Consider the following 14,013-nt stretch of genomic DNA (forward strand, 5'->3'; position numbering starts at 1 on the left):
CAAGGAAGTCTGCGGCAAGCCTGACAACAAATGTCAGGCGTTGCCAGCATTGCTGTGTCACAGCACCGATTTGGGTTTGGCGACGTGGGATTTGCGCAGGCCCATCAGGCCGCCCAGCGCCTTGGAAATCAGCGGCCAGAACAGCATCAGCAGCGCCGCCGTGGTCAGGCTGCCCACCAGCGGGTTGGACCAGAAGATCCCCAAATGGCCATCGGAAAACAGCATCGACTGACGGAACGCATCTTCAGCCTTGTCCCCCAATACGGCGGCCAGAACCAGTGGCGCAATCGGATAGCCGAGCTTCTTGAACAGATAACCCAGCGCGCCGAAGCCCAGCATCAGCACCACGTCGAAGAACGAGTTGTGTACCGAGTAGGCGCCGATGGCGCACACCATGATGATGATCGGCGCAATGATCGAGAACGGAATCCGCAGGATCGAGGCAAACAGCGGCACGGTGGCCAACACCACGATCAGGCTGACCACGTTGCCCAGGTACATGCTGGCGATCAGGCCCCAGACGAAATCATGCTGCTCGACAAACAGTGTCGGCCCGGGGTGCAGGCCCCAGATCATCAAGCCACCGAGCATCACCGCCGCCGTGGCCGAGCCGGGAATGCCCAGGGTCAGCATCGGCAGCAGGGCGCTGGTACCCGCCGCGTGGTCGGCGGTTTCCGGGGCGATCACGCCTTCGAGTTCACCTTTGCCGAAGTTGTCGCGGTTCTTCGAAAAACGCCGTGCCAGGCTGTAGCTCATGAACGATGCGGCGGTCGGGCCGCCGGGCGTAATGCCCATCCAGCAACCGACCAGTGTGCTGCGCACAATCGTCCACCAGTAGCGCGGCAGCTTGGCCCAGGTGCGCAGGATCACCATTGGCGTAATGCGCGCATGTTCGCCACGAAACACCAGGCCTTCCTCCACCGTGCAGAGGATTTCACCGATGCCAAACAGGCCAATCACTGCCACTTCGAAGCTGATGCCGGTCATCAGGATCGGCTGGTCGAAGGTCAGGCGCAGGTTGCCCGAAACCGTGTCCATGCCGACCGCCGCCATGGCGAAGCCGATCATCATCGCGACCACGGTTTTCAGCGGCGGGTTCTTGCTCATGCCGATGAAGGTGCAGAACGCCAACAAGTACACCGCGAAGAACTCCGGTGAGCTGAACGACATGGCGAACGCGGCGATTTTTGTCGACAGGAATGTCAGCAACAACACCCCGGCCAAGGCACCGATCAGCGCCGAACTGAAGGCGGCGGTCAGGGCTTCGGCGGCGCGACCTTCGCGAGCCATCGGGTAGCCGTCGAATGTCGTCGCCACCGATGAGGGTTCGCCGGGGATGTTGAACAGAATCGAGGTGATCGAGCCGCCGAACAGCGCTCCCCAATACATGCACGACAACAGGATGATCGCCGACACGGGCGACATGGTGAACGTCAGCGGCAGCAGCAACGCCACGCCATTGGGGGCGCCGAGGCCCGGCAAGACACCGACCAGAATGCCCAGCAGTACGCCGATCACCATCAGGCCGATGTGGCCCGGTGTCAGGATCAGGTTCATGCCTTGCAGCAGGGAATCGAACTCGCTCATTTGAAATTTCTCCCGGCCAGGGCAATCCAGTCGCCCATCGGGCCGGCATCCAGCGGGACCTTGAACCACAGCGCGAAAATCAGGTAGCTGGCAAGTACAGCGCCCAGCGACACCGTGCCGATCATCAGTTTGCCGTACGGTTTGACGCGGACCTTGTCACGCCACATGAACCAGGCAATGAAACAGGCCGAGGCCACGTAGATGCCGGTGAACGGCATGGCCGCGACGAATAGCGCAATCGGGATGAACACCGACAGCACTTGTTTGAAGGCGCTGCGGCTGACGAATGAAACGCTCAGGGCTTGCCAGCGAATTACGGTCAATACGCCGTTACCCACGCTGGCGGCGCTCAACAGCAGGCCAATGTAAAAGGGAAAGTAACCCGGCTCGGGGCCGGAATCGCCCCAGCCAATACCTTGTTCGACGCTGCCGAACATCACCACCACGCCGATCAGCGTGGTGAAGAGTGTCAGGCCGAGTTCGACCCAGCGGGTGCCGACCAGCGCCGGTGAATCCGAATTTTGGGACATGAAAACACCTCCAGCAGATGACGGCCGTGCGCGTGCGGACGGCCGTTGGCGACTCAGTTTTTCAGCCAGCCGGCTTCTTTAAACACCGGGGTCACGCGGGCGGTGTCCTTCTCAATGTAGGCGGTCAGTGGCTCACCTTCGAGGAAGGTCGGTACCAGCGCGTTCTGCTTCACGTACGCCTTGAACTCCGGCGTCTCGGTGACTTTGCGCATCAGCTCAACATAGAACGCGCGCTGTTCGGCAGTGACGTCGCCCGGCATGAACACGGTGCGCGGGAAGCGGTACTGATCGATGCCCAGGCCTTCTTCGTGGCAGGTCGGCACGTCGGCCCAGGATTTGTCACCGGCGACTTTCTCGGTGTAGCTCATGCGTTCTTTACTGAAGACACACAGCGGCTCGACCTGGTCGCCACGCCATTGGCTGATGCTTTCGCTGGGATTGTTGACGTTGGCGGCGATGTGTTTGCCGGCCAGTTGGGTCGCGGCTTCACTGCCACTCTTGAACGGGATGTACACCAGTTTGCTGTTGTTGGTCTGGTTCAGCAGCAAAGTCAGGGTCTGGTCGACGTCCTTGGACTGACTGCCGCCCATGCGCAGGTTCGATGGGTCGGCCTTGACTGCGGCGTAGAAGCCTTTAGCGTCCTTCCAGGGGGCGTCTTTGTAACTCCAGAGAATGAAGTCATCTTCGGCCACGGCGGCGACGGGCGTCAGTTCCTGCCATTGGTAACCGAGCTTGGACACCAGCGGCAACAGGTAGATGTTGTTGGTGCCGATCACCAGTTTTTCCGGGTCGCCCTTGTTCATTTTCAGGTCGAGAAAGGCTTCGGCACCATTGCCACCGCCCTTGTTCAGGACGATGGTATTCACATCGAGAAACTTGTGGGTGGTGATGATCGACTGGATCAGGCGACCGAGTTGGTCAGTGCCGCCGCCGGGACCACCCGCGACGACGATTTCGACGTTCTTGTCCGGCTGCCAGGCAGCGTTGGCGAGAGCGGGAAGGGCGCCTGCGGCGATCAGTGTGCAGCCGAGAAACAAACGGGAGGTGCGACGGACGAATGCATTTCGCATGATGGAAGGGCCTCGTTTTTGTAGTTGTTATGAGTGACTTGTCGGAGCGGTAAAGCTGCAAGCCTGGCCCGAGTGTGGGAAGCCTCCGGCTCCGCGTCTAGTCAAAACAATACATACACCGATAGCCTGGGGTTATAGGTCCGGTCAATGAAAGTGGCGACTATCGCACAAGACTTTGCGCCAGAGCCTTTTTCGAGAAAAGTCGAAAAGGCGATACTCATTGAAAGCTGTCTGAAAGCAGGGGTATGCCATAACTCAAGGCTATCGCCTGATTTCAAGTTTTGATTAGACGGTTATCACTGAGCCTTCGATAGTGCTCACCAACGCCGCCAGGCAGCGGCAATGTCGTCACCACAAAAATAAAAAATCGAGGTACGCACCATGGCTCGTTCCAGTGCTTCCCTGCATCTGCCCGGCGCAGGTGCTCAGTCACCGGCAGCCGCAACTCCGCTCACCGGCACCATCAAAGCCAGTAGCGTGCGCTGGCGGATCTTTGCGATCATTTTTGCGTTGACCATGGTCAACCTGATCGACCGGGTGTCGCTGTCCATTGCGATGCCGACCATTGCCCATGAATTTTCCCTGTCGCCGAGCCTGCAAGGGCTGATCCTCAGCAGCTTTTTCTGGGCGTATGCGCTGTTGCAGATACCTGGCGGCTGGCTGATCGACCGTTTCGGCCCGCGCCGGGTCATCAGTTGGTCCACCGGTTTGTGGGGCACGTTTCAGGTGCTGGCGGCGTTTGCCACGGGCGGCTTGTCATTGTTGTTTGCCCGGGTGGCGTTGGGCGCCGCCGAAGCGCCTCTATTTCCTTCGGGTGGCAAACTGATTTCCCTGTGGCTGGCGCCGAGTGAGCGCAGTCGCGGCGCGGTATTGATGGACAGTGGCAGCCCGTTGGGCGTGGCCCTGGGCGGTTTGATCATTGCCTACCTGATTGCTTCGCTGGACTCGTGGCGCCTGGCCTTCGTGATTGCCGGCATCGCCACTCTGGTACTGGCCTGGCTGGCGCGGCGTTATCTGCGCGATGACCCGGCCACACATCCGCAAGTGAATGCCCAGGAGCTGGAGAAGATCAACGCCGGACGCGCCACACCGGCTGCCGAAGCCGCCCGTGCGCCGGTCAAGGGCCTGGGCATCGCGGCCCGTTCACTGACGGGGCTGCTGATCGGTCGCGCCAGTTGGGCGATGGTCTATTTCGGCTTGCTGACCTGGGGCCCGAGTTACCTGGCGCAGGCTCGCGGCTTCGATATCAAGGGCATTGGCGCGGCGACGTTCGTGATTTTCATCTGCGGTGCGTTGGGGTCGTTGACCGGTGGTTTCCTCTGCGACGGTCTGATTCGCAAAGGTGTGAGCCGCGGTGTGGCGGTCAAGAGTCTGCTGGCGTTTTCCGGTGTCGTGGCGTTGGGAGCGTTCCTGTTGCTGCCGACCCTGAGCGATCCTTTTGCCGCCGTGGCGTTGCTGGCCATGACGGCGTTTTTCCTGATGTGGGGCAGTCTTTACTGGAGCTTTCCGGCATTGCTGGCAGCCCCGGCCAGGGTCGGTTTGATCGGCGGCGTGATGAACATGGCCGGCAGCACGGGCGGTATCGCGGTGCCGATTCTGGTGGGCGTCATTGTGCAAATGGCCGGCGGTTTCGCGCCGGTGCTGGGGTTCTTTGCGGCGTGCTCGGCGGTCTTCGTGTTGGCCACATTGTTTATCAGCCTGGATGAGGTGCGTCATGACTAAGGTGTGGGACGGCCCGATCGTAGACGCGCATCACCATTTCTGGGACCCGGCGATCAATGACCATCCTTGGTTGGCGCCTGAGGCCAACATCCCATTTCGCTACGGTGATTACAGCGCGATCAAGCGTCGCTATTTTCCCGATGACTACTTCGCCGATGCCGGTGCCCATAACGTCGTGCAAACGGTGTATGTCGAGACCGAATGGAACCCGCAAGACCCGATTGGCGAAACCCGTTTCATCGAGGGACTGGCCGCTCGCTATGGCGTGCCGAACGCGATCGTCGCACAAGCCTGGCTCGACCATCCGGACGCCATCGCAGTGCTGACCGAACAAGCGGGTTTCAAGTGTGTGCGCAGCGTACGCCACAAGCCTGGCGGTCCTATCGCACCGGAGCAGGTTGGGCACGTGCGCAGCCTGATGAGCGACGAACACTGGCGCCGCAGCTACGCCGCGCTCGAAGGCCTGGGCCTGCATTTCGACTTACAGACGCCTTGGTGGAATTTGCATGAAGCCGAACGCCTGGCCCGGGATTTTCCCGGCACCACGCTGATTCTCAACCACGCCGGATTGCCCAACGACCGCAGTGCCGAAGGCCTGGCGGGTTGGCGCCTGGCGATGGCGCGGCTGGCGCAGTGGCCGAACGTGCGGGTGAAGATTTCCGGCCTGGGGCAGGGCGGTCAGCGTTGGCGCGCCAAGGACAACGCCTGGATCGTGCGCGAAGTCATAGCGATGTTCGGCTGCGACCGCGCGATGTTCGCCAGCAACTTCCCCGTGGACAGCCTGTGCGGCTCGTTCGACGACATCTACAGCGGTTTCAAATCCATCGTTGCCGATTTTCCGAGTGCCGATCAGCAACGTCTTTTCTACAGCAATGCGCAGCAGGTTTATCGCTGCGAGCCTTGCGCCATTGACCGGACATGGCCCGAACCCTTGAGGAGTGAAGCATGAACAAAACCACCATCGCGATGGTCCTGGGCGACCCGGCGGGCATCGGCCCGGAACTGATCGCACGCCTGCTCGCCGAACCCCAGGTGCGCAGTCAGGCCAATGTGATCCTGATCGCCGACGAGGCAGAAATGCGTCGCGGCATGCGCATCGCCGGGATGGAGTTTCCTTACCGTCGCGTGGAGTCGCTGGAGCAACTGTCGTTCGTCGATGACACGCCGCTGTTCTACGACTATCGCGGCGACACGGTCGGCGAATTCGCACGCAGTGAAGCCAGTGACATCGGCGGTCGCTATAGCCTCGATACCCTGGAGAAAGCCTTGCGCCTGACCGAGGCCGGTATCACTGATGCCGTGCTGTTCGGGCCGCTGAACAAGACCTCGCTGCACATGGCCGGCATGGCCCACAGCGATGAATTGCATTGGTTCGCCGAACTGCTGGATTTTCACGGGCCGTTCTGCGAGTTCAATGTGCTCGATAACCTGTGGACGTCGCGGGTGACCTCCCACGTGGCGCTGGCTGAAGTGCCGGGCATGCTCACGCAGGCGCGGGTGGTGGAAGCCATCCAGTTGATCGACACCGCGCTCAAGCGCAACGGCCTGGCCAAACCGCGTATCGGCGTCTGTGGGTTGAACCCGCATAACGGCGACAACGGCTCGTTCGGACGCGAAGAACTGGACATCATCGGCCCCGCCGTACGCGCCGCCCAGGCACTGGGGATTGCGGCGGAAGGACCGTATCCGGGGGACACGATTTTTCTTAAGGTGCAGGGTGATGCCAGTGCCTTCGACGCGGTGGTCACGATGTATCACGACCAGGGCCAGATCGCGATCAAGTTGATGGGCTTCTCCCGCGGCGTGACGGTGCAGGGCGGCTTGCCGATTCCGATTACCACCCCGGCGCATGGCACCGCATTTGATATCGCGGGGCAGGGCAAGGCGAATGTCGGGGCGATTCGGCAGGCGTTCGAGATCGCGTGCCGGATGGGCGCCAACAACTACTGATCCCTGATCTCAACATCATAAATCCCCTGTCCACCCTGGACCCTGTGGGAGCGGGCTTGCCCGCGATGGCGGTCTGACAGTCACTACCAAAGTGTCTGTACTACCGCTATCGCGGGCAAGCCCGCTCCCACAGTTGTTTGTGTGTGGTCGATAACTTTATCTATCTGAAAAACACTTTTAGCGATCACCCCAGGTTATCGCCGGATACGCATAAGTGATTATCCGCGCCCCCCCGAGCGCTGGCTAAAGTCGCTCCATCGAATGCCCGGAACCCGCCCCCGAGCGGCTCTGCGTACACGACCTGACAACTACAAGAAGCCGGCAGCGCAAGGAACTGTATTCATGAAAATCAAAGCAATCCGTACCCGCGTTTTTGAGTGGAAAGGCAAAGTCGTTCCGCCTCAGGCGCACTTCTGCACTAACGCCAGCGACATCCTGTTCGAGCGTGGCGATGCCATGGGCTCGTTCCGTTTTCACGGTTGGCTGGTGGTGGAAGTCGAGACCGATACCGGTCTGGTCGGCATCGGTAACTGCGCCCTCGCGCCACGTGTGGCCAAGGAAATCATCGACACCTACCTGGCACCGATTGCAATCGGCGAAGACCCGTTCGACAACGAATACATCTGGCAGAAAATGTACCGTCAGAGCCACGCGTGGGGGCGCAAAGGCATCGGCATGGCGGCGATCTCGGCGATCGACATCGCCATCTGGGACATCATGGGCAAAGCCGTGAACAAACCGGTGTTCAAGTTGCTCGGGGGACGCACCAAGGAAAAAATCTGGACCTACGCCTCCAAGCTCTACGCCAACGACAACCTCGACCTGTTCCTCGAAGAAGCCCAGGGTTATCTGAATCAGGGGTTCACCGCGCTGAAGATGCGCTTTGGCTACGGCCCGAAAGACGGCCCGGCGGGCATGCGCAAGAACATCGAGCAAGTGCGCGCGTTGCGTCATCTGGCTGGCCCCGATGTCGACATCATGCTTGAGTGTTATATGGGTTGGACCCTGGAATATGCGCGGCGCATGTTGCCCAAACTCGCCGAATTCGAACCGCGCTGGCTCGAAGAACCGGTGATCGCCGACGACATCGAAGGCTACATCGAGCTGAAAAAAATGGGGATCATGCCGATCTCCGGCGGCGAGCATGAATTCACCTCTTACGGTTTCAAAGACCTGCTGGAACGCCGCGCCGTCGACGTGATCCAGTACGACACCAACCGCGTTGGCGGCATCACCGCCGCACGCAAAATCAACGCCATGGCCGAAGCCTGGTCGGTGCCGGTCATTCCTCATGCCGGGCAGATGCACAACTATCACCTGACCATGTCCACCACCGCCTCGCCGATGGCCGAGTTCTTCCCGGTATTCGACGTCGAAGTCGGCAACGAACTCTTTTACTACGTATTCAAGGGCGAGCCTCAACCGGTCAACGGTTACATCCAGCTCGACGACAACACGCCGGGCCTGGGCCTGGAAATCTCCGATGAATACCTGAGTGACTTCAACATCATCGAGTGACCTTGAGGCGTCGCATGCCTGCGGCGCCATCCCCGACTTTCTGGAGGCCGTCATGCGCCTGATTCAATTTGAAAACACCGCCGGGCAGCGCCAGGTTGGCCTGGTTGATGGGGCACAGATTCAGGTGCTGCGCGACACCCGCAACACTCGCGAACTGGCGCTCGCGGCGATCCGCGGCCAGCGCAGCCTGCAAGAAGAAGTGGCCCTGCGCGGCACCGAGCCCGGCCCGGACTATGCGCAGCTATTGCGCCAAGGCAGCGTCCTGCCGCCGCTGGACCACGAAGACCCGGCCCATTGCCTGATCAGCGGCACCGGCCTGACTCACCTGGGCAGTGCTTCGGCGCGGGACAAAATGCACCAGCATGACGGCGCAGTCGAAGCCGGCATGACCGACACCATGCGCATCTTCAAGTGGGGTCTTGAGGGCGGCAAACCGGCGGCCGGTGAGGTGGGCGCGCAACCGGAGTGGTTCTACAAAGGCGACGGCAGCATCGTCGTGCGCCCCGGGGCGGACTTCCCGGTGCCGCCGTTCGCTGAAGATGCCGGTGAGGAGCCGGAGCTGACCGGCCTCTATGTCATCGGCGATGACGGCCAGCCGTATCGCGTCGGTTATGCGCTGGGCAACGAGTTCTCTGACCATGTGATGGAACGGCGCAATTACCTGTACCTCGCGCATTCGAAGTTGCGTTGCTGTTCTTATGGGCCGGAACTGCGCATCGGTGAGCTGCCCAAACACCTGACAGGTACCAGCCGGATCAAGCGCAACGGCGAAACGATCTGGGAGAAGGAGTTTCTCAGCGGCGAAGACAACATGTGCCACAGCCTCGCCAACCTTGAATTCCACCACTTCAAATATGCGCAGTTTTTGCACCCTGGCGATGTCCATGTGCATTACTTCGGCACCGCCACGTTGTCGTTTGCCGATGGGGTCAAAACCCGGCCGGGGGATCGTTTCCAGATCAGCCTCGACGAGTTCGGCGCGCCTTTAGTCAACGGTATCGGCGAAAGTGCCCAGCCATTGGCCATCGGTCAGGTGCGTGCGCTTTAAGCCTTTCAAAAGGAACCCTTCATGACATTGCCACTGGGACACAACTACATCGGCGGTCGCCGCAGCGCCAACGGCACGTTGCAACTGCAAAGCCTCGACGCGACCACCGGCGAACCGCTGCCGGGCACGTTCTTTCAGGCATCCGAAGCCGAAGTGGACGCCGCCGCCAACGCTGCGGCCGCCGCTTACCCGGTCTACCGCAACCTGAGCGCTGAAAAGCGCGCTCGCTTCCTCGACGCCATCGCCGACGAAATCGATGCACTTGGCGATGATTTCGTCGCCACCGTGTGCCGCGAAACCGCGCTGCCGGCCGGGCGCATTCAGGGGGAGCGGGGGCGCACCAGCGGGCAGATGCGTTTGTTCGCCAAGGTCCTGCGTCGCGGGGATTTCTACGGTGCGCGAATTGATCGGGCACTGCCGGACCGCCAGCCGTTGCCGCGTCCGGACCTGCGTCAGTACCGCATCGCTTTAGGGCCAGTCGCCGTGTTTGGCGCGAGTAACTTTCCGCTGGCGTTCTCCACGGCCGGCGGCGATACCGCGTCGGCCTTGGCCGCCGGATGCCCGGTGGTGTTCAAGGCTCACAGCGGTCACATGGCAACGGCTGAGTGGGTAGCGGACGCCATCATCCGGGCGGCCGAACGCACCGAAATGCCAGCCGGCGTGTTCAACATGATCTACGGCGGGGGCGTCGGCGAGTGGCTGGTCAAGCACCCGGCGATTCAGGCGGTGGGCTTCACCGGCTCGCTCAAGGGCGGCAATGCCCTGAGCCACATGGCCGCGACCCGCCCGCAACCGATCCCGGTGTTTGCCGAGATGTCGAGCATCAACCCGGTGTTCCTGTTGCCCGAAGCGCTGGCGGAACGCGGCGAGCAAATCGCCGCACAACTCGCCGGTTCGGTGACCCAGGGTTGCGGTCAGTTCTGCACCAATCCCGGCCTGGTCATTGGCCTGCGTTCGCCGCAGTTCAGCACCTTCCTGGAAACCTTTTGCGCGAGCATGAACCAGCAACCGGCGCAGACCATGCTCAATGCCGGTGCCTTGGTCAGCTACAGCCGAGGGCTCGCAGAGTTGCATGAACATCCGGGGGTGATGCATCTGGCGGGCCGACCGCAAGAGGGCAATCAGGCGCAGCCGCAGATATTCAAGGCGGATGTCAGTCTGTTGCTCAAGGGCGATGGATTGCTTCAGGAAGAAGTCTTCGGGCCGACGACTATCGTCATTGAAGTTGCAGATCGGGCGCAGTTGGCGGCGGCGTTGCACGGATTGCGCGGGCAATTGACGGCGACGCTGATTGGCGAGGCCGGGGAGTTGCTGGAGTACCGCTGGCTGGCGGAGTCGCTTCAGGAAAAGGTCGGGCGGATTTTGCTCAACGGCTATCCGACCGGGGTCGAGGTGTGCGAGGCGATGGTGCATGGCGGGCCGTTCCCGGCCACGTCCGATTCGCGGGGAACGTCAGTGGGGACGCTGGCGATCGATCGATTCCTGCGGCCGGTGTGCTTCCAGAATTACCCGGATGCGATGCTGCCTGAGCCGTTGCAGAACGCCAATCCGCTGGGGATTCGGCGGTTGGTGGATGGGGAGGTTAGCGATTCACCTCTGTAGTGTCTGAATTGACGCCATCGCGGGCAAGCCCGCTCCCACAGTGATGGGTGTCGTGCACAGATTCTGTGTTCAATACCCAACCCTGTGGGAGCGGGCTTGCCCGCGATGGCGTCATCAGCAGCACCACAAAATTACTGGGTTACCTTTTTGGCCGGTTTCAACACCAGCCACAACGCCGCCGCAATCAACACCCCGCCATAGATATGCGCCATGGACAGCGGCTCATCCAGCAACAACGCGCCCCACAACACCCCGAACGGCGGGATGAGGAAGGTCGTGGTCATCGACCTCACCGGCCCGATCGAGCTCAGCAACCGGAAGTAAATGACGTACGCCAGCGCGGTACATCCCAGCCCCAACCCAAGCAACGACAACCAGACATTCCAGCCACCCCAGCTCGCCGGCGGTTGGCTGATCGCGCTGTACCCGAACAACGGCAACAGAAACAGCGTCGCACCCAGCATGCTGCCCAACGCAGACAAACGGCTGTCGAGACCACCGGCCTGGTCCAGCCAGCGGCGGGCGAGAAAGCCGGCGAAGCCATAGCACGTCGTGGCCATCAGGCAGGCGAGGGCGCCCATCAGCAATTGCATGTCGAACGCCACCGGGCCCGCACGGGTCAGCACGCCAACTCCGAGCAGCCCGAGAAACACCCCGCCGAGCTTGGCCGCGGTGAGCTTTTCATGGAAGAACAACCCGCCGATCAGCACGCCCATCAGCGGCGTCGTGGCGTTGAAGATCGCCGAGTACCCGGCCGGCAACACTTGGGCGGCCACGGAATACAGGGTCGCTGGAATCCCGGAGTTGATTACCCCGAGCAGCATCACGGTCTTGAGCTTGCCTTTGAAATCCCAGCTGATGCGCATCAACGCGACAATCACCAGCAGGCCGACGGCGGCAATCGACACACGGAAAAAAGCCGTGGGGATTGTGCCAATCACTGGGGCGATGATGCGCATGAACAGAAAGCTCGCACCCCAAATGGCCGCCAGTGACAGTAAACGAACGATATCGACGGGGCTCACGGTGCACTCCTTCCTTGATCGGGACGAGAGTGTTGCCGAGCGCCCGATTGATGGCAACCGAAAAACGAGCAATCAATCCGGGCCGAAAATTACGCTTCTCCTCGACCCGGTTCACTGGCTAAGCTCAGGGCTCGAAAATTCCCGCAGAGGTCTCACCATGCCGCAGCAATGGCCAGCCGCCGATATCGCCCGAATGATCCTCGATGGCTTTGACGATTACCGCGAGCATTTCCGTCAGATTACCGACGGCGCCCGGGCCCGCTTCGAACAGGCCCAGTGGCAGGAGACGCAAATCGCGTCGGCGGCGCGGATCAATCTTTACGAAGAGAAAGTCGGCGAAACGGTCGAGCGCCTGCGCATCGCGTTTGACGCCGACACGCTGGACGTCAGTTGCTGGCCGCTGGTCAAAAGCGCGTACATCACGCTGATCGACCTGCGTTTCGACGATGAACTGTCCGAGACCTGGTACAACTCGATCTTCTGCGGCTTGTTCAGCCATGACCTGATCAGCGACGGCTGCATGTTCATCCACACCACCCGCCCAAGCCTGCGCCGGGCTCGCGCCGCGCAAACCCGCACCTACAAACCCCAGGGCCAGTTGTCCGGCATGCTCGCGAGCATTTTTGCCGACTACCGTTTCAGTGAGGATTACGCTGATCTGGCCGGCGACTTGAGCCGCCTCGAAGCGCAGTTGCGCGAGAATCTGCCGGACTGGGTGTGCAAGGACCCGGAATTGAGCGTCGAACTGTTTTCCTCGGTGCTCTACCGCAACAAAGGCGCGTACCTGGTCGGGCGCATCTACACCCAGGACGAACAGTGGCCGCTGGTGATTCCGCTGTTGCACCGTGAAGGCCGCGGGATTCAGATCGATGCGCTGATCACCGATGAAGCGGATGTGTCGATCATCTTCTCGTTCACCCGTTCGTATTTCATGGTCGATGTGCCGGTGCCGGCGGAGTTCATCGGTTTCCTCAAGCGCATTTTGCCGGGCAAGCACATCGCCGAGCTGTACACCTCGATCGGTTTCTACAAGCACGGCAAGTCCGAGTTCTACCGGGCGCTGATCAATCACCTGGCCAACACCGACGACCAATTCATCATGGCCCCCGGTGTGCGCGGCATGGTCATGAGCGTGTTTACCCTGCCGGGTTTCAACACCGTGTTCAAAATCATCAAGGACCGCTTCTCGCCCTCGAAGAACGTCGACCGCGCCACGGTGATCGAAAAATACCGTTTGGTCAAAAGCGTTGACCGCGTCGGGCGTATGGCGGATACCCAGGAATTCGCCGATTTCCGTTTTCCGCTGAGCAAGTTCGATCCGGCGTGCCTGGAGGAATTGCTCGACGTGGCAGCCTCTACGGTGTCGCTCGAAGGCGACACCGTGTTGATTCGCCACTGCTGGACCGAACGACGGATGACACCGTTGAACCTCTACCTGGAAAACGCCAACGAGGCGCAGGTGCATGAGGCGCTGGAGGATTACGGCCTGGCGATCAAGCAACTGGCGGCGGCGAATATCTTTCCCGGCGACATGTTGCTGAAAAACTTCGGCGTCACCCGGCACGGTCGCGTGGTGTTTTATGACTACGACGAAATTTGTTTCCTGACTGAAGCCAACTTCCGGCACATCCCGCAGCCGCGCACCCCGGAAGACGAAATGGCGTCCGAGCCCTGGTATTCGATCGGGCCGCTGGATGTGTTTCCCGAGGAGTTTCCGCCGTTCCTGTTTGCAGATTGGGGGCAGCGGCGCCTGTTTGATCAGCTGCATGGTGAGTTGTACAACGCCGACTATTGGAAAAGCCTGCAAGAGGCGATTCGGGCGGGGAAGGTGATTGATGTGTTCCCGTATCGACGCAAAGGCCTCGATAACGAATAACCAGACCTGCACGCCCGTAGCAGCTATCGAGCCCCGGCGAGGCTGCGTTCGGCTGCGAAGCAGTCGTAAAATCAGCACACGCGGT

The 14,013-nt window shown here is 61.0% G+C and carries 11 protein-coding genes; 7 read left to right on the forward strand and 4 right to left on the reverse strand.

Annotated elements, in window-relative coordinates:
- Positions 1-57: 57 nt before the first annotated feature.
- Genes AB4N76_RS21355 through AB4N76_RS21365 form a run of 3 tightly spaced genes read right to left on the reverse strand, consistent with a single transcriptional unit; the run spans position 58 to position 3,187 of the window.
- Positions 58-1,587, reverse strand: a complete 1,530-nt coding sequence (locus tag AB4N76_RS21355; protein ID WP_046033314.1) for a tripartite tricarboxylate transporter permease — start codon at positions 1,585-1,587, stop codon at positions 58-60.
- Positions 1,584-2,117: a tripartite tricarboxylate transporter TctB family protein gene (locus AB4N76_RS21360; protein WP_077430703.1), complete on the reverse strand. Its 534-nt coding sequence runs from the start codon at positions 2,115-2,117 to the stop codon at positions 1,584-1,586. The genes AB4N76_RS21355 and AB4N76_RS21360 overlap by 4 nt, the downstream gene beginning before the upstream one ends.
- 53 nt (positions 2,118-2,170) lie before the next feature.
- Entirely contained in the window at positions 2,171-3,187 is a 1,017-nt protein-coding gene (locus AB4N76_RS21365; protein ID WP_046033316.1) for a Bug family tripartite tricarboxylate transporter substrate binding protein, read from the reverse strand.
- A 381-nt stretch (positions 3,188-3,568) separates the two neighbouring features.
- Between AB4N76_RS21365 and AB4N76_RS21370 the strand changes: the two genes are divergently transcribed.
- The 6 genes from AB4N76_RS21370 to AB4N76_RS21395 all read left to right on the forward strand — a co-directional run bounded on the left by AB4N76_RS21370 (position 3,569) and on the right by AB4N76_RS21395 (position 11,027).
- On the forward strand, positions 3,569-4,909 hold the full coding sequence (locus tag AB4N76_RS21370; protein ID WP_460163485.1) for an MFS transporter: 1,341 nt from the start codon (positions 3,569-3,571) through the stop codon (positions 4,907-4,909).
- Complete coding sequence (locus AB4N76_RS21375) at positions 4,902-5,858, forward strand: amidohydrolase family protein (RefSeq protein WP_460163486.1); 957 nt, start codon at positions 4,902-4,904, stop codon at positions 5,856-5,858. The genes AB4N76_RS21370 and AB4N76_RS21375 overlap by 8 nt, the downstream gene beginning before the upstream one ends.
- A complete protein-coding gene (locus AB4N76_RS21380) occupies positions 5,855-6,859 on the forward strand; it encodes a 4-hydroxythreonine-4-phosphate dehydrogenase PdxA (RefSeq protein ID WP_460163487.1) in 1,005 nt (334 codons plus the stop codon). Before AB4N76_RS21375 ends, AB4N76_RS21380 begins: the two co-directional genes overlap by 4 nt.
- A 342-nt stretch (positions 6,860-7,201) precedes the next feature.
- Complete coding sequence (locus AB4N76_RS21385; RefSeq protein WP_046033320.1) at positions 7,202-8,377, forward strand: L-rhamnonate dehydratase; 1,176 nt, start codon at positions 7,202-7,204, stop codon at positions 8,375-8,377.
- 52 nt (positions 8,378-8,429) lie between these two features.
- The gene (araD1, locus tag AB4N76_RS21390) at positions 8,430-9,425 is read left to right on the forward strand and encodes an AraD1 family protein (protein ID WP_077430700.1); all 996 of its coding nucleotides are present in this window, start codon (positions 8,430-8,432) and stop codon (positions 9,423-9,425) included.
- A 21-nt stretch (positions 9,426-9,446) separates the two neighbouring features.
- A complete protein-coding gene (locus AB4N76_RS21395) occupies positions 9,447-11,027 on the forward strand; it encodes an aldehyde dehydrogenase (NADP(+)) (RefSeq protein ID WP_077430699.1) in 1,581 nt (526 codons plus the stop codon).
- 131 nt (positions 11,028-11,158) lie between these two features.
- Here the strand turns inward: AB4N76_RS21395 and AB4N76_RS21400 are convergent, their stop codons facing one another.
- Positions 11,159-12,052 (reverse strand): DMT family transporter, encoded by an 894-nt coding sequence (locus AB4N76_RS21400; protein WP_046033323.1) that lies wholly within the window; start codon positions 12,050-12,052, stop codon positions 11,159-11,161.
- Between the two features lie 157 nt (positions 12,053-12,209).
- Between AB4N76_RS21400 and aceK the strand changes: the two genes are divergently transcribed.
- On the forward strand, positions 12,210-13,928 hold the full coding sequence (gene aceK / locus AB4N76_RS21405) for a bifunctional isocitrate dehydrogenase kinase/phosphatase (protein ID WP_046033324.1): 1,719 nt from the start codon (positions 12,210-12,212) through the stop codon (positions 13,926-13,928).
- Positions 13,929-14,013 lie beyond the last annotated feature (85 nt).

The organism is Pseudomonas sp. S2_F03 (assembly GCF_054668335.1).

Coding starts and splice junctions, on each gene's coding strand:
- AB4N76_RS21355 (WP_046033314.1), bottom strand. CDS start 1,587: ATGAGCGAGTTCGATTCCCTGCTGCAAGGCATGAACCTGATCCTGACA.
- AB4N76_RS21360 (WP_077430703.1), bottom strand. CDS start 2,117: ATGTCCCAAAATTCGGATTCACCGGCGCTGGTCGGCACCCGCTGGGTC.
- AB4N76_RS21365 (WP_046033316.1), bottom strand. CDS start 3,187: ATGCGAAATGCATTCGTCCGTCGCACCTCCCGTTTGTTTCTCGGCTGC.
- AB4N76_RS21370 (WP_460163485.1), top strand. CDS start 3,569: ATGGCTCGTTCCAGTGCTTCCCTGCATCTGCCCGGCGCAGGTGCTCAG.
- AB4N76_RS21375 (WP_460163486.1), top strand. CDS start 4,902: ATGACTAAGGTGTGGGACGGCCCGATCGTAGACGCGCATCACCATTTC.
- AB4N76_RS21380 (WP_460163487.1), top strand. CDS start 5,855: ATGAACAAAACCACCATCGCGATGGTCCTGGGCGACCCGGCGGGCATC.
- AB4N76_RS21385 (WP_046033320.1), top strand. CDS start 7,202: ATGAAAATCAAAGCAATCCGTACCCGCGTTTTTGAGTGGAAAGGCAAA.
- araD1 (WP_077430700.1), top strand. CDS start 8,430: ATGCGCCTGATTCAATTTGAAAACACCGCCGGGCAGCGCCAGGTTGGC.
- AB4N76_RS21395 (WP_077430699.1), top strand. CDS start 9,447: ATGACATTGCCACTGGGACACAACTACATCGGCGGTCGCCGCAGCGCC.
- aceK (WP_046033324.1), top strand. CDS start 12,210: ATGCCGCAGCAATGGCCAGCCGCCGATATCGCCCGAATGATCCTCGAT.